General features: G+C 69.5%; 18 protein-coding genes. 14 read left to right on the forward strand and 4 right to left on the reverse strand.

The window, feature by feature from the left end; all coding sequences use genetic code 11:
* The first annotated feature begins 177 nt into the window (after nt 1-177).
* From ABZT04_RS04870 to ABZT04_RS04915, 10 genes are all read left to right on the forward strand, one after another.
* Nucleotides 178-1,098 carry a DUF2520 domain-containing protein gene (locus ABZT04_RS04870; RefSeq protein WP_356052964.1) on the forward strand — a complete coding sequence of 307 codons (921 nt, stop codon included), beginning with the start codon at nt 178-180 and terminating at the stop codon, nt 1,096-1,098.
* On the forward strand, nt 1,095-2,102 hold the full coding sequence (gene panC / locus ABZT04_RS04875) for a pantoate--beta-alanine ligase (RefSeq protein WP_356052966.1): 1,008 nt from the start codon (nt 1,095-1,097) through the stop codon (nt 2,100-2,102). The genes ABZT04_RS04870 and panC overlap by 4 nt, the downstream gene beginning before the upstream one ends.
* The gene (locus ABZT04_RS04880; RefSeq protein WP_356052968.1) at nt 2,099-3,817 is read left to right on the forward strand and encodes an L-aspartate oxidase; all 1,719 of its coding nucleotides are present in this window, start codon (nt 2,099-2,101) and stop codon (nt 3,815-3,817) included. Before panC ends, ABZT04_RS04880 begins: the two co-directional genes overlap by 4 nt.
* A gap of 5 nt (nt 3,818-3,822) precedes the next feature.
* Nucleotides 3,823-4,800, forward strand: a complete 978-nt coding sequence (nadC, locus tag ABZT04_RS04885) for a carboxylating nicotinate-nucleotide diphosphorylase (protein WP_356052970.1) — start codon at nt 3,823-3,825, stop codon at nt 4,798-4,800.
* Nucleotides 4,801-4,802: 2 nt separating this feature from the next.
* A complete protein-coding gene (locus ABZT04_RS04890) occupies nt 4,803-5,600 on the forward strand; it encodes a type III pantothenate kinase (RefSeq protein WP_355907923.1) in 798 nt (265 codons plus the stop codon).
* Between the two features lie 137 nt (nt 5,601-5,737).
* Nucleotides 5,738-6,385 carry a hypothetical protein gene (locus tag ABZT04_RS04895; protein WP_356053074.1) on the forward strand — a complete coding sequence of 216 codons (648 nt, stop codon included), beginning with the start codon at nt 5,738-5,740 and terminating at the stop codon, nt 6,383-6,385.
* 48 nt (nt 6,386-6,433) lie between these two features.
* Complete coding sequence (locus tag ABZT04_RS04900) at nt 6,434-6,613, forward strand: hypothetical protein (RefSeq protein WP_043685379.1); 180 nt, start codon at nt 6,434-6,436, stop codon at nt 6,611-6,613.
* Between the two features lie 129 nt (nt 6,614-6,742).
* Nucleotides 6,743-7,156 carry a BlaI/MecI/CopY family transcriptional regulator gene (locus ABZT04_RS04905; protein ID WP_356052973.1) on the forward strand — a complete coding sequence of 138 codons (414 nt, stop codon included), beginning with the start codon at nt 6,743-6,745 and terminating at the stop codon, nt 7,154-7,156.
* A 9-nt stretch (nt 7,157-7,165) separates the two neighbouring features.
* The gene (locus ABZT04_RS04910) at nt 7,166-7,699 is read left to right on the forward strand and encodes an amino-acid N-acetyltransferase (RefSeq protein ID WP_356052975.1); all 534 of its coding nucleotides are present in this window, start codon (nt 7,166-7,168) and stop codon (nt 7,697-7,699) included.
* 224 nt (nt 7,700-7,923) lie between these two features.
* Entirely contained in the window at nt 7,924-8,259 is a 336-nt protein-coding gene (locus ABZT04_RS04915) for an Lsr2 family protein (protein WP_055512928.1), read from the forward strand.
* Here ABZT04_RS04915 and ABZT04_RS04920 read toward each other — a convergent pair.
* A complete protein-coding gene (locus tag ABZT04_RS04920; protein WP_356052977.1) occupies nt 8,238-8,837 on the reverse strand; it encodes an SCO3374 family protein in 600 nt (199 codons plus the stop codon). The genes ABZT04_RS04915 and ABZT04_RS04920 overlap by 22 nt on opposite strands.
* 441 nt (nt 8,838-9,278) lie before the next feature.
* Here ABZT04_RS04920 and ABZT04_RS04925 point away from each other — a divergent pair, with 441 nt between their 5' ends.
* Nucleotides 9,279-11,807 carry an ATP-dependent Clp protease ATP-binding subunit gene (locus ABZT04_RS04925; RefSeq protein WP_356052979.1) on the forward strand — a complete coding sequence of 843 codons (2,529 nt, stop codon included), beginning with the start codon at nt 9,279-9,281 and terminating at the stop codon, nt 11,805-11,807.
* Nucleotides 11,808-11,879: 72 nt separating this feature from the next.
* Here ABZT04_RS04925 and ABZT04_RS04930 read toward each other — a convergent pair whose 3' ends face one another.
* Together ABZT04_RS04930 and ABZT04_RS04935 are read right to left on the reverse strand one after the other, a co-directional pair.
* The gene (locus tag ABZT04_RS04930; protein ID WP_356052981.1) at nt 11,880-14,903 is read right to left on the reverse strand and encodes an NACHT domain-containing protein; all 3,024 of its coding nucleotides are present in this window, start codon (nt 14,901-14,903) and stop codon (nt 11,880-11,882) included.
* Nucleotides 14,904-14,951: 48 nt separating this feature from the next.
* Nucleotides 14,952-15,572, reverse strand: a complete 621-nt coding sequence (locus ABZT04_RS04935) for an HAD family acid phosphatase (protein WP_356052983.1) — start codon at nt 15,570-15,572, stop codon at nt 14,952-14,954.
* A 443-nt stretch (nt 15,573-16,015) separates the two neighbouring features.
* Between ABZT04_RS04935 and ABZT04_RS04940 the strand changes: the two genes are divergently transcribed.
* Nucleotides 16,016-16,597: a M23 family metallopeptidase gene (locus tag ABZT04_RS04940; RefSeq protein ID WP_356052985.1), complete on the forward strand. Its 582-nt coding sequence runs from the start codon at nt 16,016-16,018 to the stop codon at nt 16,595-16,597.
* Here ABZT04_RS04940 and ABZT04_RS04945 read toward each other — a convergent pair.
* Nucleotides 16,594-17,202, reverse strand: a complete 609-nt coding sequence (locus tag ABZT04_RS04945; protein ID WP_356053076.1) for a helix-turn-helix domain-containing protein — start codon at nt 17,200-17,202, stop codon at nt 16,594-16,596. The genes ABZT04_RS04940 and ABZT04_RS04945 overlap by 4 nt on opposite strands.
* A 127-nt stretch (nt 17,203-17,329) precedes the next feature.
* Between ABZT04_RS04945 and ABZT04_RS04950 the strand changes: the two genes are divergently transcribed.
* Entirely contained in the window at nt 17,330-18,928 is a 1,599-nt protein-coding gene (locus ABZT04_RS04950; protein ID WP_356052987.1) for an MDR family MFS transporter, read from the forward strand.
* Nucleotides 18,929-19,155: 227 nt separating this feature from the next.
* Nucleotides 19,156-19,581 carry a helix-turn-helix transcriptional regulator gene (locus ABZT04_RS04955; RefSeq protein ID WP_356053078.1) on the forward strand — a complete coding sequence of 142 codons (426 nt, stop codon included), beginning with the start codon at nt 19,156-19,158 and terminating at the stop codon, nt 19,579-19,581.
* Nucleotides 19,582-19,627 lie beyond the last annotated feature (46 nt).

Genomic DNA, 19,627 nt, shown 5'->3' on the forward strand with positions numbered 1-19,627 from the left:
TGATGCCCGGCGCACGCCTGTGCGAGCACCCGGGTTTCCGCGGGCTCTCCGCAGAACGCGGAGTGTGCGACTACCCACAGCCTGTGGACAACCGGACGCCCCTCGAACCGATCGCGTTAACATGACGAGAAATCGTCCGGTACCCGGAGCGGACTGGAACGGGAAGGCCGCCCTCGCGTGAGTACATTCCAACAGCCAGAGCCCAAGGACCGCCCCGCGCGGCTCGCCGTCGGCGTCGTCGGCGCCGGCCGGGTGGGCCCCGCGCTGGCGGCGTCCCTCCAACTGGCGGGCCACCGTCCGGTGGCCGTCTCCGGGGTCTCCGACGCGTCCAGGCGACGGGCCGCGTCGATGCTCCCCGAGGTGCCGGTCCTCACGCCCGCGCAGGTCCTGGAGCGCGCCGACCTGGTGCTGCTCACCGTCCCGGACGACGCGCTGCCGGGGCTCGTGGAGGGCCTCGCCGAGACCGGGGCCGTGCGCCCCGGCCAACTGCTCGTGCACACCTCCGGGCGGTACGGCACGCAGGTCCTGGAGCCCGCTCTGCGCGTCGGCGCGCTGCCGCTGGCCCTGCACCCCGCGATGACCTTCACGGGCACCCCCGTGGACGTACAGCGCCTCGCAGGCTGCTCCTTCGGGGTCACCGCGCCCGAGGAACTCCGGCTGGCCGCCGAGGCCCTCGTGATCGAGATGGGCGGCGAGCCCGAGTGGATCGCCGAGGAGAACCGCCCGCTGTACCACGCGGCCCTCGCGCTCGGCGCCAACCACCTGGTGACGCTGGTCGCCGAGTCCATGGAGCTGCTGCGCACGGCCGGTGTCGAGGCCCCCGACCGGATGCTCGGCCCGTTGCTGGGCGCCGCCCTGGACAACGCGCTGCGCTCCGGCGACGCGGCCCTCACCGGCCCCGTCGCGCGCGGGGACGCGGGCACCGTCGCCGCGCACATCACCGAGCTGCGCAAGCACGCCCCGCAGACCGTCGCCGGCTATCTGGCGATGGCCCGCGCGACCGCCGACCGGGCCCTGGCCCACGGGCTGCTCAAGCCGGAACTCGCCGAGGACCTCCTCGGCGTACTCGCCAACGGCACCGAGGGAGACGCCGGATGACCACCGTCCTGCTGCGCACCGCCGGCGACCTGCACGCACGCACGCGTGCGGGCCGTCGCGCCGTCGTGATGACGATGGGCGCCCTGCACGAGGGCCACGCCACCCTGGTCCGCGCCGCCCGCGAGCTCGCCGGGCCGGACGGCGAGGTCGTGGTCACCGTCTTCGTGAACCCGCTCCAGTTCGGCGAGGGCGAGGACCTCGACCGCTACCCGCGCACCCTGGACGCCGACCTCAAGATCGCCGAACTGGCGGGCGCGGACGTCGTGTTCGCCCCCTCCGTGGACGAGGTCTACCCGGGCGGCGAACCCCAGGTCCGCATCTCCGCGGGTCCCATGGGCGAACGTTTGGAGGGCGCGGTCCGCCCCGGTCACTTCGACGGCATGCTCACCGTCGTCGCCAAGCTGCTGCATCTCACCCGTCCCGATGTCGCCCTGTTCGGCCAGAAGGACGCCCAGCAGCTCGCCCTGATCCGCCGCATGGTGCGCGACCTGAACTTCGGCATGGACATCGTCGGCGTGCCGACCGTGCGCGAGGCCGACGGCCTGGCCCTCTCCAGCCGCAACCGCTATCTGTCCCCCCAGGAGCGGCGCACCGCGCTCGCCCTCTCCCGGGCCCTGTTCGCCGGCCGCGACCGGCACGCCGCCCAGGAGGCGCTGCGCGCGCGGGCCCGCGAGGTGCCCGCCACGCACGCGCGTGCCGAGGCGCTCAGTGCCATAGGGGAGTCCCGCGCGGCGGCCGACGCGCACGCCGTCGCCAAGGTCGCCCCCGGCCCCGGAGGCCCGGCGTCCGTCCGCGCCGCCGCCCGCCTGGTCCTCGACGACGCCGCCCGCCTGGACCCGCCGCTCGTCCTGGACTACCTCGCCCTGGTCGACCCGTCCGACTTCACGGACGTGGACGAGGACTTCACCGGCGAGGCCGTTCTGGCCGTCGCCGCCCGGGTCGGGACGACCCGGCTGATCGACAACATCCCACTCGCTTTCGGAACCCTCGGAGCCGCCTCGTGACCAGCACAGGCATACGACTGCACGCGCCCGCCCCCGGGTGGTCCATCGACGCGGACGTGGTGGTCGTCGGCTCCGGGGTGGCCGGCCTCACCGCGGCCCTGCGCTGCCAGGCGGCCGGCCTGCGGGCGGTCGTCGTCACCAAGGCCCGCCTCGACGACGGCTCCACCCGCTGGGCCCAGGGCGGGGTCGCCGCCGCCCTCGGGGAGGGCGACACCCCCGAACAGCACCTGGCCGACACCCTGGTGGCGGGCGTGGGCCTGTGCGACGAGGAGGCCGTACGGATCCTCGTCACCGAGGGCCCCGACGCCGTACGGCGGCTCATCGAGACCGGCGCCCACTTCGACGAGTCCTCCGAAGGAGGGCTGGAACTGGCCCGCGAGGGCGGCCACCACCGGCGCCGGATCGCACACGCCGGCGGCGACGCCACCGGCGCCGAGATCTCCCGGGCGCTCGTCGAGGCCGTACACGCGCGTGGCCTGCGCACGATCGAGAACGCGCTCGTCCTTGACCTGCTCACGGACGCGGAAGGCCGTACGGCGGGCGTGAGCCTGCACGTCATGGGCGAGGGGCAGCACGACGGTGTGGGCGCGGTGCACGCGCCCGCCGTGGTCCTCGCGACCGGCGGCATGGGGCAGGTCTTCTCGGCCACCACCAACCCGTCCGTGTCGACGGGCGACGGGGTCGCCCTCGCCCTCCGCGCGGGTGCCGAGGTCTCCGACCTGGAGTTCGTGCAGTTCCACCCGACCGTGCTGTTCCTCGGCGCCGACGCGGAGGGCCAGCAGCCCCTCGTCTCCGAGGCGGTGCGCGGCGAGGGCGCCCACCTGGTCGACGCCGACGGCGTGCGCTTCATGGTGGGCCAGCACGAGCTGGCCGAGCTGGCGCCCCGGGACATCGTCGCCAAGGGCATCATGCGGCGCATGCAGGAGCTGGACGCCGAGCACATGTTCCTCGACGCCCGGCACTTCGGCGCCGACATGTGGGAGCACCGTTTCCCGACGATCCTCGCCGCCTGCCGCAGCCACGGCATCGACCCGGTCACCGAGCCCGTCCCGGTCGCCCCGGCCGCCCACTACGCCTCCGGCGGCGTCCGAACGGACTCCCGGGGCCGTACGACCGTCCCCGGCCTGTACGCGTGCGGTGAGGTCGCCTGCACCGGTGTGCACGGCGCGAACCGGCTCGCCTCCAACTCCCTTCTCGAAGGCCTCGTCTATGCCGAGCGCATCGTCGCCGACATCATCGAGGGCCGGGCGGAGACCGCCCTCCACGCGCGCGTGCCCGAACCGGTCCCGCACCCCCTGAAGCCGGCGCACCCGCTGCTCGCCCCCGAGGCCCGCTTCGCGATCCAGCGGATCATGTCCGAGGGCGCGGGCGTCCTGCGCTCCGCCGACTCCCTCGCCAGGGCCGCCGGACAGCTCCAGCAACTGCACACCGACGCCCGCGACGCCCTCGACGAGAACGGCAAGACCGCCGAGCCCGGCGTCGACACCTGGGAGGCCACCAACCTCCTGTGCGTCGCCCGCGTCCTGGTCACCGCCGCCGCGCGGCGCGAGGAGACCCGGGGCTGCCACTGGCGCGAGGACCACGCCGAGCGCGACGACAGCGCCTGGCGCCGCCACATCGTCGTACGGCTGAACCCCGACCGCACGCTGGCCGTACGCACCACGGACACCGCAGACTTCCCCCCGACCCGGCAGCACCGTCCCCAGGAGCAGTGACAGAAGTGAGCACCCACGACCTTCCCCTCGCCGACAGCGGCGGCTGCGGCGACGGCTGTGCCTGCGGCGCGGGCGCCGACGAGGAGTATCTGCAGTGCGGCCTCGACCCCGCGCTCGCCGAACTCCTGGCCGACGCCGGACTCGACCCCCTGGAGGTCGAGGACATCGCCAACGTGGCCATCCAGGAGGACCTGGCCCTCGGCGTCGACGTGACGACCGTGGCGACCATCCCCGAAGCGGCCGTCGCCACCGCCGACTTCACCGCGCGTGAGGCCGGTGTCGTGGCGGGCCTCAGGGTCGCCGAAGCGGTGATCTCCGTAGTGTGCACCGACGAGTTCGAGGTCGAGCGGCACGTGGAGGACGGCGACCGGGTGGAGGCCGGAGAGAAGCTCCTGTCGGTCACCACGCGCACGCGTGACCTCCTCACCGCCGAGCGCAGCGCCCTCAACCTCCTGTGCCGCCTCTCCGGCATCGCGACCGCCACGCGCGCGTGGGCGGACGCCCTGGAGGGCACCAGGACGAAGGTCCGCGACACCCGCAAGACGACGCCCGGACTGCGCTCCCTGGAGAAGTTCGCGGTCCGCTGCGGCGGCGGTGTCAACCACCGCATGTCCCTGTCGGACGCGGCCCTCGTCAAGGACAACCACGTGGTCGCCGCGGGCGGCGTCGCCCCGGCCTTCAAGGCCGTACGGGAGGCCTTCCCGGACGTGCCGATCGAGGTCGAGGTCGACACCCTGCACCAGCTCCGTGACGTCCTGGACGCCGGCGCCGACCTGATCCTGCTGGACAACTTCACGCCCGGCGAGTGCGCGGAGGCCGTCGGCATCGTCGCCGGCCGCGCGGCCCTGGAGGCCTCGGGACGGCTCACCCTGGACAACGCCAAGGTGTACGCGGACACCGGGGTGGACTACCTCGCCGTAGGAGCCCTGACCCACTCCGCGCCGATCCTGGACATCGGCCTCGACCTCCGTGAGGCGCAGTAGTCATGCTCCTCACGATCGACGTGGGCAACACGCACACCGTCCTGGGTCTGTTCGACGGTGAGGAGATCATCGAGCACTGGCGGATCTCCACCGACGCGCGCCGCACCGCCGACGAACTCGCCGTCCTCCTCCAGGGGTTGATGGGCATGCACCCACTCCTCGGAGAGGAGCTGGGCGACGGCATCGACGGCATCGCGATCTGCGCCACCGTGCCGTCCGTCCTGCACGAACTGCGGGAGGTCACCCGCCGCTACTACGGCGACGTGCCCGCCGTCCTCGTCGAGCCGGGTGTCAAGACGGGTGTGCCGATCATGACCGACAACCCCAAGGAGGTCGGCGCGGACCGCATCATCAACGCGGTCGCCGCGGTCGAGCTCTACGGCGGCCCGGCGATCGTCGTCGACTTCGGTACGGCGACCACGTTCGACGCGGTCTCCGCGCGCGGGGAGTACATCGGCGGCGTCATCGCCCCCGGGATCGAGATCTCGGTCGAGGCGCTGGGCGTCAGGGGCGCCCAGCTCCGCAAGATCGAGGTGGCCCGGCCGCGCAGCGTGATCGGCAAGAACACCGTCGAGGCGATGCAGTCGGGCATCGTGTACGGGTTCGCCGGCCAGGTCGACGGGGTCGTCAACCGGATGGCCAAGGAACTCGCCGACGACCCCGAGGACGTGACGGTGATCGCGACCGGCGGGCTGGCCCCGATGGTCCTGGGCGAGGCCTCGGTGATCGACGAGCACGAGCCCTGGCTGACCCTGATCGGCCTGCGGCTGGTCTACGAGCGCAACGTGTCGCGGATGTGACCCAGGGGGTGTCGTCCGGAGCGACACCCCCTGACCTGCGGACGAAAACCCCGCGCCACACCCGCCCCCTATGTCGAATTTGTCTGATTAGCGCGTATCGTCGCCGCATGCCCACGCCATACGGATCCCGCGGCGGCATGGCGTTCGGTGCGGAGGAGCTGCGTGTGCTCCGTCGCGCTCTCGCCCTCGCCCTCCAGCCCAGAACCGCCTCGGCCGAGGACGTCCAGGACTGTCTACGGCTCGCCGAATCCCTCGACGAGGCGGTACGCGAGGGCGTCCGGCTGCGCGCCTTCCTGGTCGCCGACCTCGCCCGGTACCGCGCCGCCCTGCCCGGCACCACCGCCGGTTACCTCACGCTCCTGGAGGAGGCGCTCGGCGCCGGGTACCACCCGGACGTCGACGACCTCGCCGCGCTGCGGGCGCTGCGCGGCAATCCGGCGGCCGCCACCCTCCTGGACCGCTGCCTCACGCTCGCCGAACAGGACGTACGCGCGCGCCTCGCCCGCCGTACGACCGCCCGGCCCGCCCCCACGGTCCCCGCCTCCCGCACCCGCCTCCTGGCCCTCCCCGGAGGCCTCTGCGGGGGTCTTCCCGCGCCGGCCGGGGAACCCGCGGCGGAGCAGGCCAAGGAGCCCGTACGCAAGCCCGTGGAGCGGCCGAAGCCCACCCCGGCGCCCGCGGCCCCGAAGCCGTCCCGGCCGATCCCCACCCCGGGCGAGGTGTTCCCCCGGCGCAAACCGGCACCGCCCCCCACGAACCCGCCGCAGCAGCTCGCCGCCGGCTGAACCGACCCCGCCCCGCCCGCCGTCAAGCCCGTGGCTACTCTGGAAGACATGGACTATGTCTCCGCGCTCGTGCCCCCGGTCGTCATGGCCGTGTTCTTCATCGGACTGATCCGGGTCATCGTGAAGACCCAGGGCGGGGCCATGAAGGCCAAGGAGGACGCGGCGGTCGACGCGGCCATCGCGCGCGCGGAGAGCGCCCGCCAGGCCTCTTCGGCCACTGACGCCTGAACCCACCTCTTTCGACGGCTTCGACGGCGTCTTCAAGGGCGTACGACTCCCGCACGCGCGCGTGCGCTTTCCGAGTCGTACGCCCTTTTTGTTCCTTTTCCACTATGGTTCTGAGCTGTGCCTCGCCCATTGGGAGAACTCGAAGACTCGGTCATGACGCGGGTGTGGAAGTGGAACCGCCCGGTGACCGTTCGAGAAGTCCTGGAAGACCTTCAGCAGGAACGGTCCATCGCGTACACCACGGTGATGACCGTTCTGGACAATCTCCATCAGAAGGGCTGGGTGCGTCGCGAGGCGGAAGGCCGGGCCTATCGATATGAGGCGGTCTCCACCCGCGCCGCCTACTCGGCGGCCCTGATGAACGACGCCTGGTCCCAGAGCGACAACCCCGCGGCCGCTCTCGTCGCCTTCTTCGGGATGATGAGCGACGAACAGCGTGAGGCCCTGCGCAGCGCCGTACGCATCGTCCAGGGACCGGAAACACCCGAACCCGCGGATGACGTCGAGAACCCCGGCTCCGCGCCCTCCGGCGGTGGGCGATAGCGTCCGCTCATGTCAGCAGAGCAGCCCGAAGTCTCCGCGAAAGCCATCACCGTCCGGCGGGCCAGGACCGGCGATGTACCGGCGGTACGCCGACTCCTTGACGCCTACGTCCGCGGTCGCATCCTGCTCGACAAAGCGACGGTGACTCTTTACGAGGACATACAGGAGTTCTGGGTCGCCGAACGGGACGACAACGCGGAGGTCGTCGGCTGTGGCGCGCTGCATGTCATGTGGGAAGACCTCGCGGAAGTCCGCACACTCGCGGTGAAGCCCGGCCTGAAGGGCGCCGGTGTGGGTCATCAGTTGCTGGAGAAGTTGCTGCACACGGCTCGTTGGCTAGGCGTTCGTCGCGTTTTCTGTCTCACCTTCGAAGTGGACTTCTTCTCGAAGCACGGCTTCGTGGAGATCGGTGAGACACCGGTCGACACCGATGTCTACGCGGAGCTGTTGCGTTCCTATGACGAGGGCGTGGCGGAGTTCCTCGGTCTCGAACGAGTGAAACCGAACACCTTGGGCAACAGCCGGATGCTTCTGCATCTGTGATCGCCGCGCTCAATTCGACGGAGCCGCCCTGCCCAGGTTCCCTATGTCCGAAACGCGCATCTTTCCGCTCGGGCGAGGTCAGTCGGTCTCTCCCGGGGGTTTGTGTTTTTCCAGCAAAAGCGGTTTGCTTTCCGACGTACTGCAGTACTGCATATAACAGGGGACGGCGAAACGGCGGACGCCGCAGACCCCAGGCCCGCAAGTAATCGATGAAAGGAAATCCGGTGGCACAGAAGGTTCAGGTCCTTCTTGTCGACGACCTCGACGGCGGCGAGGCGGACGAGACGGTGACGTTCGCGCTGGACGGCAAGACGTACGAGATCGATCTCACCACCGCGAATGCGGACAAGCTCCGTGGCCTTCTTGAGGCTTACGTGAAGGGCGGGCGCCGTACTGGTGGCCGCGCTTCGGGCGGTCGCGGAAAGGCGCGTGCCGCAACGGGCGGCAGCCAGGACACCGCGCAGATCCGCGCGTGGGCCAAGGAGAACGGCTACGAGGTCAACGACCGCGGTCGTGTTCCCGCGTCCATTCGCGAGGCCTACGAGAAGGCCAACGGCTGAGCGCACGAGCGCCGCAGCCGTACCCGGTGGCACTGTGTGGCCACCGTGTCCACCAGTCGTACGAGATCAGGGGCGCCCCCAACGCCCCCCACGGCCGACAGTGTCGGCAGCGAGGCCTCGACCTCGCACCCCGGCTCGGGGGGTCGCAGCCATACGGCGGCCCCCTGCAAGGAACGCGGTCGCCCGTTCCCGGGCGCCGTTCCAGGTACCGGCGGCGCCTCCATGTGCCCGCCCTCGCCGAGCGCCAGCAGATCCAGCTCCGGCGCCAGCGCACCCCACTCCAGCCAGTCCAGCAGCCCCGGAAGTTCCTCCGCGCTGCCCGCGGCCACCAGCAGCCGCATCCGGTCGCCCCGTACGGCCACCGGAGAGTCCGAGCCCAGCCGCCACAGCGCCGCGACGCCCGCCTCCACCGGCACGTCCAGAACGTCGAATCGCAGGCCCGTGACGAGCCGCAGCGGCTCTCCGGGCACCGTCCGCCAGCCCAGTGCGTTCTCGTACCAGTGGCGCCGCCCGTCGTCCGGATCGGGCGGGCGACGGGGGAGCGGGACCGTGGCGACCGAGGGGACTGTGTCAACCATGACAAGAGCAACCGCCAAAGCGGGCCGAGAGTTACGCTGAGTGTTCCGGCGATTGCTTTGAGTGCTGGAATGGGGGGCGTTCGGGGGTGTGGAGCGGCGCAAGGTTGTTCGCCCGTAGCTGAGGGAACCGGTGCGCTCGGCATGGAGTGTCAGTCCGTACGGGTAAGACATCCCTAGTGGGAGGGGGCGACACGCAGAAAAGGACGTCTCACGTTCGCCATCGGCGTACTCATGGTGAGGGTAACTGCCTGGCCTGCGGGAACATCGTCTCGCACCATCAGGTTGGAGCAGATGTCGGCGTTCGGGTTCAGGAGGCAGTGTTGGTTCTCGGTCCGGTGTCGGCAGTTGGAATGAGCGGTCCCCGCTTGCGGGACTAAGCTGCGGAAGGACAGGGAGGGGAGCGTCCCCTTACTGCCTGACCGCTCTGAGGAGCGATTAACGATGTTCGAGAGGTTCACCGACCGCGCGCGGCGGGTTGTCGTCCTGGCTCAGGAAGAAGCCCGGATGCTCAACCACAACTACATCGGCACCGAGCACATCCTCCTGGGCCTGATCCACGAGGGTGAGGGTGTCGCCGCAAAGGCCCTGGAGAGCCTCGGCATTTCGCTTGAGGCGGTCCGCCAGCAGGTTGAGGAGATCATCGGACAGGGCCAGCAGGCGCCGTCCGGTCACATCCCCTTCACTCCCCGTGCCAAGAAGGTCCTGGAGCTGTCGCTCCGCGAGGCTCTTCAGCTGGGCCACAACTACATCGGCACGGAGCACATCCTGCTCGGCCTGATCCGTGAGGGCGAGGGCGTCGCAGCCCAGGTCCTGGTCAAGCTGGGCGCTGATCTCAACCGTGTGCGGCAGCAGGTGATCCAGCTGCTCTCCGGTTACCAGGGCAAGGAGACCGCCACCGCCGGCGGCCCTGCGGAGGGCACCCCCTCGACGTCCCTGGTCCTCGACCAGTTCGGCCGGAACCTCACCCAGGCCGCTCGTGAGTCCAAGCTCGACCCGGTCATCGGGCGCGAGAAGGAGATCGAGCGGGTCATGCAGGTGCTGTCCCGGCGCACCAAGAACAACCCGGTCCTGATCGGTGAGCCCGGCGTCGGCAAGACCGCCGTCGTCGAGGGCCTCGCTCAGGCCATCGTCAAGGGCGAGGTGCCCGAGACCCTCAAGGACAAGCACCTCTACACCCTGGACCTCGGCGCGCTGGTCGCCGGCTCCCGCTACCGCGGTGACTTCGAGGAGCGCCTGAAGAAGGTCCTCAAGGAGATCCGCACCCGCGGCGACATCATCCTGTTCATCGACGAGCTGCACACGCTGGTCGGTGCGGGTGCCGCCGAGGGCGCCATCGACGCCGCTTCGATCCTGAAGCCGATGCTGGCCCGCGGTGAGCTCCAGACCATCGGTGCCACCACGCTGGACGAGTACCGCAAGCACCTGGAGAAGGACGCGGCCCTCGAGCGCCGCTTCCAGCCCATCCAGGTCGCGGAGCCGTCCCTGCCGCACACCATCGAGATCCTCAAGGGTCTGCGCGACCGCTACGAGGCCCACCACCGTGTCTCCATCACGGACGAGGCGCTCGTGCAGGCCGCCACGCTGGCCGACCGGTACATCTCGGACCGCTTCCTGCCGGACAAGGCGATCGACCTGATCGACGAGGCCGGCTCCCGGATGCGCATCCGCCGGATGACCGCGCCGCCGGACCTGCGCGAGTTCGACGAGAAGATCGCCGGCGTCCGCCGCGACAAGGAGTCCGCGATCGACTCGCAGGACTTCGAGAAGGCCGCCTCCCTCCGCGACAAGGAGAAGCAGCTCCTGGCCGCCAAGGCCAAGCGGGAGAAGGAGTGGAAGGCCGGCGACATGGACGTCGTCGCCGAGGTCGACGGCGAGCTGATCGCCGAGGTCCTCGCGACCGCGACCGGCATCCCGGTCTTCAAGCTGACCGAGGAGGAGTCCTCGCGTCTGCTGCGCATGGAGGACGAGCTCCACAAGCGCGTCATCGGCCAGAAGGACGCCGTCAAGGCGCTCTCGAAGGCGATCCGCCGTACGCGTGCGGGCCTCAAGGACCCGAAGCGCCCCGGTGGTTCGTTCATCTTCGCGGGCCCGTCCGGTGTCGGTAAGACCGAACTGTCCAAGGCCCTCGCCGAGTTCCTCTTCGGTGACGAGGACGCGCTGATCTCCCTCGACATGTCGGAGTTCAGCGAGAAGCACACGGTCTCGCGTCTCTTCGGTTCGCCCCCCGGTTACGTGGGCTACGAAGAGGGCGGCCAGCTCACGGAGAAGGTCCGCCGCAAGCCGTTCTCGGTCGTCCTCTTCGACGAGGTCGAGAAGGCCCACCCGGACATCTTCAACTCGCTGCTGCAGATCCTGGAGGACGGTCGCCTGACCGACTCCCAGGGCCGGGTCGTGGACTTCAAGAACACGGTCATCATCATGACGACCAACCTCGGCACCCGGGACATCTCCAAGGGCTTCAACCTGGGCTTCGCGGCCACGGGTGACACCAAGTCCAACTACGAGCGCATGAAGAACAAGGTCTCGGACGAGCTGAAGCAGCACTTCCGGCCCGAGTTCCTCAACCGTGTGGACGACGTGGTCGTCTTCCCGCAGCTCACCCAGGAGGACATCCTCAAGATCGTCGACCTGATGATCGGCAAGGTGGACGAGCGCCTCAAGGACCGCGACATGGGCATCGAACTGTCGCAGGCCGCCAAGGAGTTGCTGTCCAAGAAGGGTTACGACCCGGTGCTGGGCGCGCGTCCCCTGCGGCGCACGATCCAGCGCGAGATCGAGGACACGCTCTCGGAGAAGATCCTCTTCGGCGAGCTGCGCCCCGGTCACATCGTGGTCGTCGACACGGAGGGCGAGGGCGAGGCCAAGACCTTCACCTTCCGGGGTGAGGAGAAGTCGGCGCTGCCCGACGTCCCGCCGATCGAGGACGCGGCCGCGGGTGGGGCCGGTCCGAATCTGAGCAAGGAGGCGTAAGGCTTTCGGGCTTTACGGCTGGGAAAGGGGCCGGTGCTCTTCGGAGTGCCGGCCCCTTTCGTGTGTCCGGGGTCAGAGGCGGTCGTCGGTTACTTCGGCCATGGGGAAGATGTCGGCGTACAGGCCGAGGGGGACCTTTCTGCCGTACGTCTTGATGGTGACCGTGCGCAGGTTCGGGAGGCGCGTGGCGAGGGTGCGGAGATGGTCCCGTACACCGCCCTGGGTGGGCAGCCGGAGGGATTCCACGGCGGGCAGTTCTGGCATGCCGTTCACGGCGTAGCCGTCGAGGGATCCGTTCAGGACGAGGTTCCGCAGGGCCGGCAGGCGCTTCACGTACTGCCAGTTCCCGGCGCTCAGGGGGGCGTCCAACCTGTCGAGGCTGAGGGTGGTGAGGGTCGGCCACTGCTCCAGCCCGCGTAGGCCGACGGAGGTCAGAGTGTCCCGGCCGAGGTACAGGTACTCCAGAGACGCGTCCGGGGGCAGGTGCTCGGCCAGGTGCCCGCCCGGCAGAGGCTGGTCCAAGGAGAGCCGGGTGAGTCCGCGCAGGGCTCGTAGCCCGGATGGGTCGACGATGTTGTTGAACGTCAGATCCGTGACGGGCAGTTCGGTCAAGAGGCCGAGACCGCGTACGTCGAAGCAGTCCCGCAGCCACAGCCCGGTCAGGGACCGGAAGGCCAGTAGTCCGTCCAGGGTGCCCAGCATCTCGTTGCGTTCAAGACTCAGGACGTCCACAGCGTCCGGATCACCGACGGCATCGACGATCTCGCCCGGCGTGGACGAGCCATAGATCGTCAGTTTGTGCCAAGGGCGCATCAGCCGCAGTGCCCTCAGATGTTCGGGCGATGTGCAGACCACGAAGAGATCATCCCGTGGCAGGTGGTCGAGCACCTCGACCGCGTACTCCCGCATGTCGAACCGGTCCCAGGTGCCCGCGAGTTGGCGCCGTACGTCGAGAGACGGATGGTCGCGGAAGCGGCGCAGCACCGCCAGTGCGCCATCGGGCTCCTCGGCGCCCAGGACCGAGGCGGTGATCGTCACGGCCCTCGCCTCCTCGTCCGTCAGCCCTTCCGGCCCTGGCAGCAACTCCAGGACCAGCGGACCCGCTCCTGCCAGCTCGTGTGCGTCCTCCCTGGTACGGGGTGGAATCAGTGCGGCCGCCCGGGTCTCGACCTCCGTACGCACGCCCGGATCCAGCGCCGTCGCATGCTCCAGACAGGCCAGTGCGAGCAGGGTCAGCCGTGGGTCCTCCCGTGCCAGCAACTGCCGTAGGACCACGACCCGTTCGCGAGGCCGGGCGTAGGCCACCGCCATGCGGATCACGTCTTCCCACTGGCTGTCGTCCGCGCGGCTGAGGAGGACGTCGAGGTGGCCCTCCTCCACGGCGTAGCGTGCACCCAGGTAGTCCTGGAAGGTGCGATGGACGAAGTCGAGGACCCCCTCGGCGGGTTGGCGGAGCAGGCCGCTGCGCAGGAGCAGGGCCCGTACCACGGTCGTCACGTCTCCGGGGACCGCGATCGTCGGCAGGCACCGCTCCACGATTCCCTCGGCCGTCTCCACGTCCATCTCCGTGCGGCCGCTCAACACCAGCGCGTACGCCAGGCGTTGGAGCAGCTCCATCTGGGCCTCCTCACCCAGCTCCAGGTCCATGCCCCGCTCCCGGTCCCGCCGTGCCAGCAGCATCGTGAGGGCCGCGTCGTACAACTCCTTGCGGCCGGTGGGGAGATAGCCCCGGCGTTCGCGGTGCAGGGCGCAGATCAGGCCGCACATCAGGGGGTTGGTGGCGAGGCGGGCCAGGTCGCGTTTGGTGCGGAGGGAGTCCAGGAGGGGGGCTTCGTACTCGGGGGCCTGGGCCGCCGTGTGCCAGCGTTCCACGAAGGTCTTCACCTCGGGGCGGCGCATCGGGGCCAGCGTCAGTTCGCGGAAGCCCTCCGAGGCCAGCCAGTCGGAGCGTACGGCGGTGGGGCGGGAGGTGAGGAGCCAGCGGTTGCCGGGGAAGGCGCGGATGAGGTCCAGGAGCCAGTCCCGGGTGCGGTGGCGGTCGGCGGACGGGATCTCGTCCAGGCCGTCGACCAGGACCAGGGCGCGGCCGGCGGTCAGGACGCGCTCGGTCCAGCCCTCGGGTGGGGTGTGGGGGCAGCCGGTCGATGACAGGAAGGCCGCGGGGGAGGGGAGTTGGCCGGTGCGGATCAGCGTGCGCAGGGGCAGGACGTACGGGATGCGGTCGCCGTCCCCCGCCGCCGTCACCGCGAGCCACTGCACCAGCGTCGTCTTGCCGGAGCCCGCGTCGCCGCGCAGCAGCACCCGGTCGTGGGTCAACAGGGCTTCTTCGGCGGGGAGTTGGACGGTGAATGCGGTGCCGGGGTGTTCGTCCTGGAGCCGGCGCTCCTGCGTCGCCGTCGCCTCCAGGCTCAGGTACGCCACTTCGAGGGGCCAGCGGTCCGGGGAGTCGCGCAGGTCGATGCCGTAGATGGTGATGTGGTTGTGGCGCTCGGCGACGTAGGGGAGGTAGCGGCGCTCGAACGTGCGGTCCTGGGAACCGGGGCGCGGGCTACGGGCGATCAACTCGTCGACTCTCGCGATGAGTTCGGCCTGGGCGCGGGTCTGCTCGACGAGGGTGCGGGCTACAAAGGTGGAGCGGCGGGTGAAGAACTCCAGGATCTGCAGGCAGGCCCACTCGGTCGCCGAGTCGAGGAAGTAGCAGGCGTCGGTGGAGAGTCCGTCGGGGGCCGGGGCCTGGTAATGGAGCTTCTTGGCGAGTTCGCGGTGGCCCAGGCGTACGGCCTGGACGTCGTCCATGTCGAGGTCGCCGAGGGCGAGCAGTCTGCGGGCCAACGCGTCGGCCACGGCGGTCTGTTCGGCGGAGCGGAAGGGGCGTTCGCCGGGGGAGTCCATCGCCTGCTGGACGAAGTGCTCGGCGAGTCTGCGGACGTCCTTCTCGCCGAGCACGCGCTTCTCGCCCCTGAAGGACACCAGGTCCTTCAGACGGACCGGTTTGTCGACCAGGCCCGCGCCGGGGCCGTCCGCGACGAACAGTCTCTTCACCAGCGGTGCGATCAGGCTGGACGCCAGTTTGCCGCCGAGTACCGCGGGCTCCATCCGCCACCCTCCCCCGAGTTGTGCGAGCGGATGGAGCCTAACCGCTCGCTACGACAACTGGCCGTCGTAGTCGGGCAGCTTGAACGTCTTCTCGGCGTGGCCGCCCGACAGGTCGGTGGCGCTGTTGCCGATGTTCGCGATGATCGTGTAGCCCTTGTTCTCGATGTCGGCCCGCTGGGCGGTCTTGTACGCGGCGACGTCCTTGAAGAGGTCGAAGAGGCCGCGCACATAGAGGCCGTCGACGTCGTAGCCGTCGTGTTCGAGGTTGTACTCGGTCGGCAGGTAGATGATGCCGGGGCGGGCCGTCACGAAGAACAGCGAAACACCGTGCTCCTGGGCGTACTTGGCGACCGAGAGGACCGGCTTGTTGGCCGGCTGCGGCCAACTGAAGCCGAAGTCGGTCTCCAGGGTGGTGTTGTCGATGTCGAAGACGATCGCCTGCTTCTCGCCGGGCTTCGTGGCCGCGATCCGCTGCTTCAGGTAGGGCAGTGCCTGGTTCATGACCGACTGGCAGTCGGTCTGCCAGGTGGCGTAGTCCACCGTGGCCGTCGTCGTCGCGGCGGCGGCGGTGGTCGCGGCCTGCGCCGGGACGGTCACGGCCACGAGGGCGGCCGTGGACACGGCGGCGGCTGTGGCGGTACGGCGAGCCCAGGGGCGTCGTCTCGTCATGGGGGTCGGGGTTCCTCTCACGGCCAGTACGGAAAACACATGTTCGGGGGCGGGGATGGCGGGAGGGGAACCATAGGGTTACTGATGGGTAGGTGGATAGAGGTCTGCGCCACATTTTCGTGGCCGGCGAGCACCCCTGCCGGTGACAAGCCGCACAGGCGATTCGGCCCCTACTAGGACAGGTAGTCGCAATCCTCATTCGGAACAAAAGGGACTTTTTGCGCGAGATTGAGTGGAACCGAATGGGCGATTTTGCCGTCCGAGGGGCGATTCATGCGAAAGATGCGCTCTGTCAAGGAGTCGGAAGTTTTGAGATGAAGTACTAGCTTCCGTCGTAGAAGAGCGGTTTGGGGGTTCGTGGGGGCGGGGGTTACCAATGGATGTGCCATCCGGCGGCCGTGTGTGCCGGGTGGTTCTTCTGTCCCCGTCCCCGTGAGGTTTCGATGTTCCAGCGCGCCACGTCCCGTTCTTCCCGTACGACCCCGCTCCGCACCCGGGTGGCCGTCCTGGCCGTCGGGCTGGGAGCCACCGCCGTGCTGGGCACCGGGGTCGCGAGCGCCGCCTCCGCCACCGTCGCCCCGAAGACGGTCAGCGCGAAGACCGCCGCGTCCTGGGTCGACCCGGTGAAGAAGTACAAGCTGTCCGCGAGCTTCGCCCAGGCCGGCAGCCTGTGGCAGTCCACCCACAGCGGGCAGGACTTCGCCGTGCCCAGCGGTACCAAGGTCGTGGCCGCGCACGGCGGGACCGTCGTCAAGGCCGGTTCGAACGGTGCCGGTGACGGTCCCGCGTACGGCAACGCCATCGTCATCAAGCACGGCAACGGCACCTACTCGCAGTACGCCCACCTCTCGCGCATCGACGTGAAGGTCGGCCAGGTCGTCAGCACCGGTCAGCACATCGCCCTGTCCGGCAATACCGGCAACACCACCGGTCCCCACCTGCACTTCGAGATCCGTACGACCGCCAACTACGGCTCGGCCATAGACCCGGTAGCGTTCCTGCGCGGCAAGGGCGTGACCGTCTAGGACGGTTCCCAGGCGTCGCGCGTGCGGGCGTGCGCCTGCGTGATCATGTCGGTGGCGACCTCCAGGACGGCCTTGCGCTTGTCCTCGGGGTCGCCTTCGAGGTCCTGTACGGCGAACATGCCGGCGTGCAGCGTGAAGATCGCGCTGAGCGAGCGGACCTGGTCGACCAGGCTCGCTTCGGGGTCGATGACGATCTCCCGCAGGCCGCGCATGCGGTCCTTGAAGCGCTCGCCGATGCGCAGGTCCCGTACCGTCGCCTGGTTCTCCTGCATGAAGCGGAACAGCGGGGTCGCGCCGTCGAGCGCGTCGCCGTAGCGCCGTACGATCTCCTGCTTGGTCTCCAGGGTGTGGGGCTGGTCGCGGCCCCATTCGATCAGGTCCTCGATGGGCTTGGTGAGGTCCTCGAAGATGCTGACCAGGATCTCTTCCTTGGTCTTGAAGTGGTAGTAGAGCGCCGCCTTCGTGACGTCCAGGTGCTCGGCGATCTCGCGCAGCGAGGTCTTCTCGTAGCCCTGCTCGGCGAAGAGTTCGAGCGCCACGTCCTGGATGCGCTGGCGGGTGTCTCCGCGACGTTGCCGCTTGGTGCCGTCCATGGTGCCGCCCATTCGTCTCATGCCCCAGCAAACTTACTTGACGCCCGGCTAGTTACGGGTCTACTTTCCCTAGTGTAGTCAACTAGCCGGGCGGCAAGTAAGTAGCCGGACGGTGGCGGTATCAAGGGGAGTGGGAAAGATGGCGGACACACAGACGGTCGACACCGGGCCAGGGGCCGCGCCGGAGAAAGCCGAGAAGCAACCGAAGAGCGTGCGGGTCGTCCTGCTCGCCCTGATGATCACCATGATGCTCGCGATGCTCGACAACATGATCGTGGGTACGGCGATGCCGACGATCGTCGGCGAACTGGGCGGGCTCGAGCACCTCTCCTGGGTCGTGACCGCGTACACGCTCGCGACCGCCAGCTCGACGCCCCTGTGGGGCAAGCTCGGCGACATGTACGGGCGCAAGGGCGCCTTCATGACGTCGATCGTGATCTTCCTCTTCGGTTCCGCGCTCAGCGGCATGGCCCAGAACATGGGGCAGTTGATCGGTTTCCGGGCCATCCAGGGTCTCGGCGCCGGTGGTTTGATGGTCGGCGTCATGGCGATCATCGGTGACCTGATCCCGCCGCGTGAGCGGGGCAAGTACCAGGGCATGATGGCCGGCGTCATGGCGCTCGCGATGATCGGCGGACCGCTGGTCGGCGGCACCATCACGGACAACTGGGGCTGGCGCTGGTCCTTCTACATCAACCTGCCGCTCGGTGTGGTCGCGCTCGCCGCGATCAGCGTCGTACTGCACCTGCCGAAGAAGCGCTCGCAGGCGCGCATCGACTACCTGGGCGCCGGACTGCTGACCCTCGGCATCACCTCCATCGTGCTCGTCACCACGTGGGGCGGCTCGCAGTACGCCTGGACGTCCGCGCGGATCATGGAGCTGATCGGCATCGGCGTGGCCGCGCTCATCGGGTTCGTGTTCTGGCAGACCAAGGCCACCGAGCCGGTCGTGCCGCTGCACATCTTCCGCAGCCGCAACTTCACCCTGATGGCGATCATCGGCTTCATCACCGGCTTCGTGATGTTCGGCGCGACCCTGTTCCTGCCGCTGTACCAGCAGTCCGTGCAGGGCGCGTCCGCGACCAACTCGGGCCTGCTGCTCCTGCCGATGCTCGGCGCGATGCTGGTGACCTCGATGGTCGCGGGGCGGGTGACCACCAACACCGGTAAGTACAAGGTGTTCCCGGTCGTCGGCAGCGTCCTCATGGGTGTCGGCCTGTACCTGCTGTCCACCATGGACACCGACACGACCCGGTTCATGTCCGGTGTGTTCATGGCCGTCGTCGGGCTCGGCATGGGCTGTCTGATGCAGATCACCATGCTGGTCGCGCAGAACAGCGTGCAGATGAAGGACATGGGCGTCGCGTCCTCCACGAGCACCCTGTCCCGCACGCTCGGCTCCTCCTTCGGTGTCGCCATCATGGGCGCGCTGTTCAACCACCGGGTCCAGGACGTCATGGCCCAGCGGGCCGGTGCGATCGGCTCCAAGGTGACCGAGCAGTCCGCCCAGCTCGACGCGAAGAGCCTGGAGAAGCTGCCGGCGGTGGCCCGCGAGGCGTACCAGCACGCGGTGTCGGCCGGCACGCACTCCGCGTTCCTGCTGGGGGCCGTGGTCGCGGTGGTCGCGCTGGTGGCGGCGGTGTTCGTGAAGGAGGTTCCGCTGAAGGGAGCGGGGTCGGCTGCGCCTAAGCCTGGCGAGGAAGCGGTGGCGCCGGCGTCGGTCGTCGAGGCTGTCTGATCCGCTGCGCGTGAGCTGAAGGTCCCCCGGTTGGTGTCCGCCCCGGGGGGCCTTCTTTTTTGTCGTCGTCTGCGTTCCGCTGCCGGGGGCTCCGCCCCCGGACCCCCGTCGGCCTGAAGGGCCTCGTCCTCAAACGCCGGACGGGCTGAGTGTGCGGGCCGGTGTTGAGAGGGACCGGACCCGCGTCGATGTCAGTGGCCCGTGTCACCATCGGGTTCATGGACAAAATGCGGCAGTTGCGTCTCGCCAAGGACGCCATGGACCGTGACTGGGCCGAGCCGGAGCTCGATCTGGGCGCGGTGGCCGCGCATGCCGGGTACTCGCGGTATCACTTCATCCGGGCCTTCAAGGAGGCCTACGGCGAGACGCCCGGTCACTATCTGACGCACCGCCGCATCGAGCGCGCCGAGGACCTCCTGCGCACCGCCAACCTGTCGGTGACCGAGATCTGCAACCTCGTCGGCTTCAGCAGCCTGGGCACGTTCTCGACGCGGTTCAAGGCATGGACCGGGCTGACCCCCACCGAGTACCGGGCGAAGCACGTGGGCCGCGGGGCCGCGCTCATACCGGGGTGTTACGCCATGCTCTGGGCCGGTGGCTTCAGAAGCGGCCCGGGCGGCGCGCGACGCAGCAATTCCGGAGAAGCGGGCTGACGTCGCCGCTGCCTACGGTGATGGAGCAGGAGACCGGGAGACCGGG

The sequence above is a fragment of the Streptomyces sp. NPDC005492 genome (genome assembly GCF_040605995.1).
Lineage (GTDB): Bacteria > Actinomycetota > Actinomycetes > Streptomycetales > Streptomycetaceae > Streptomyces.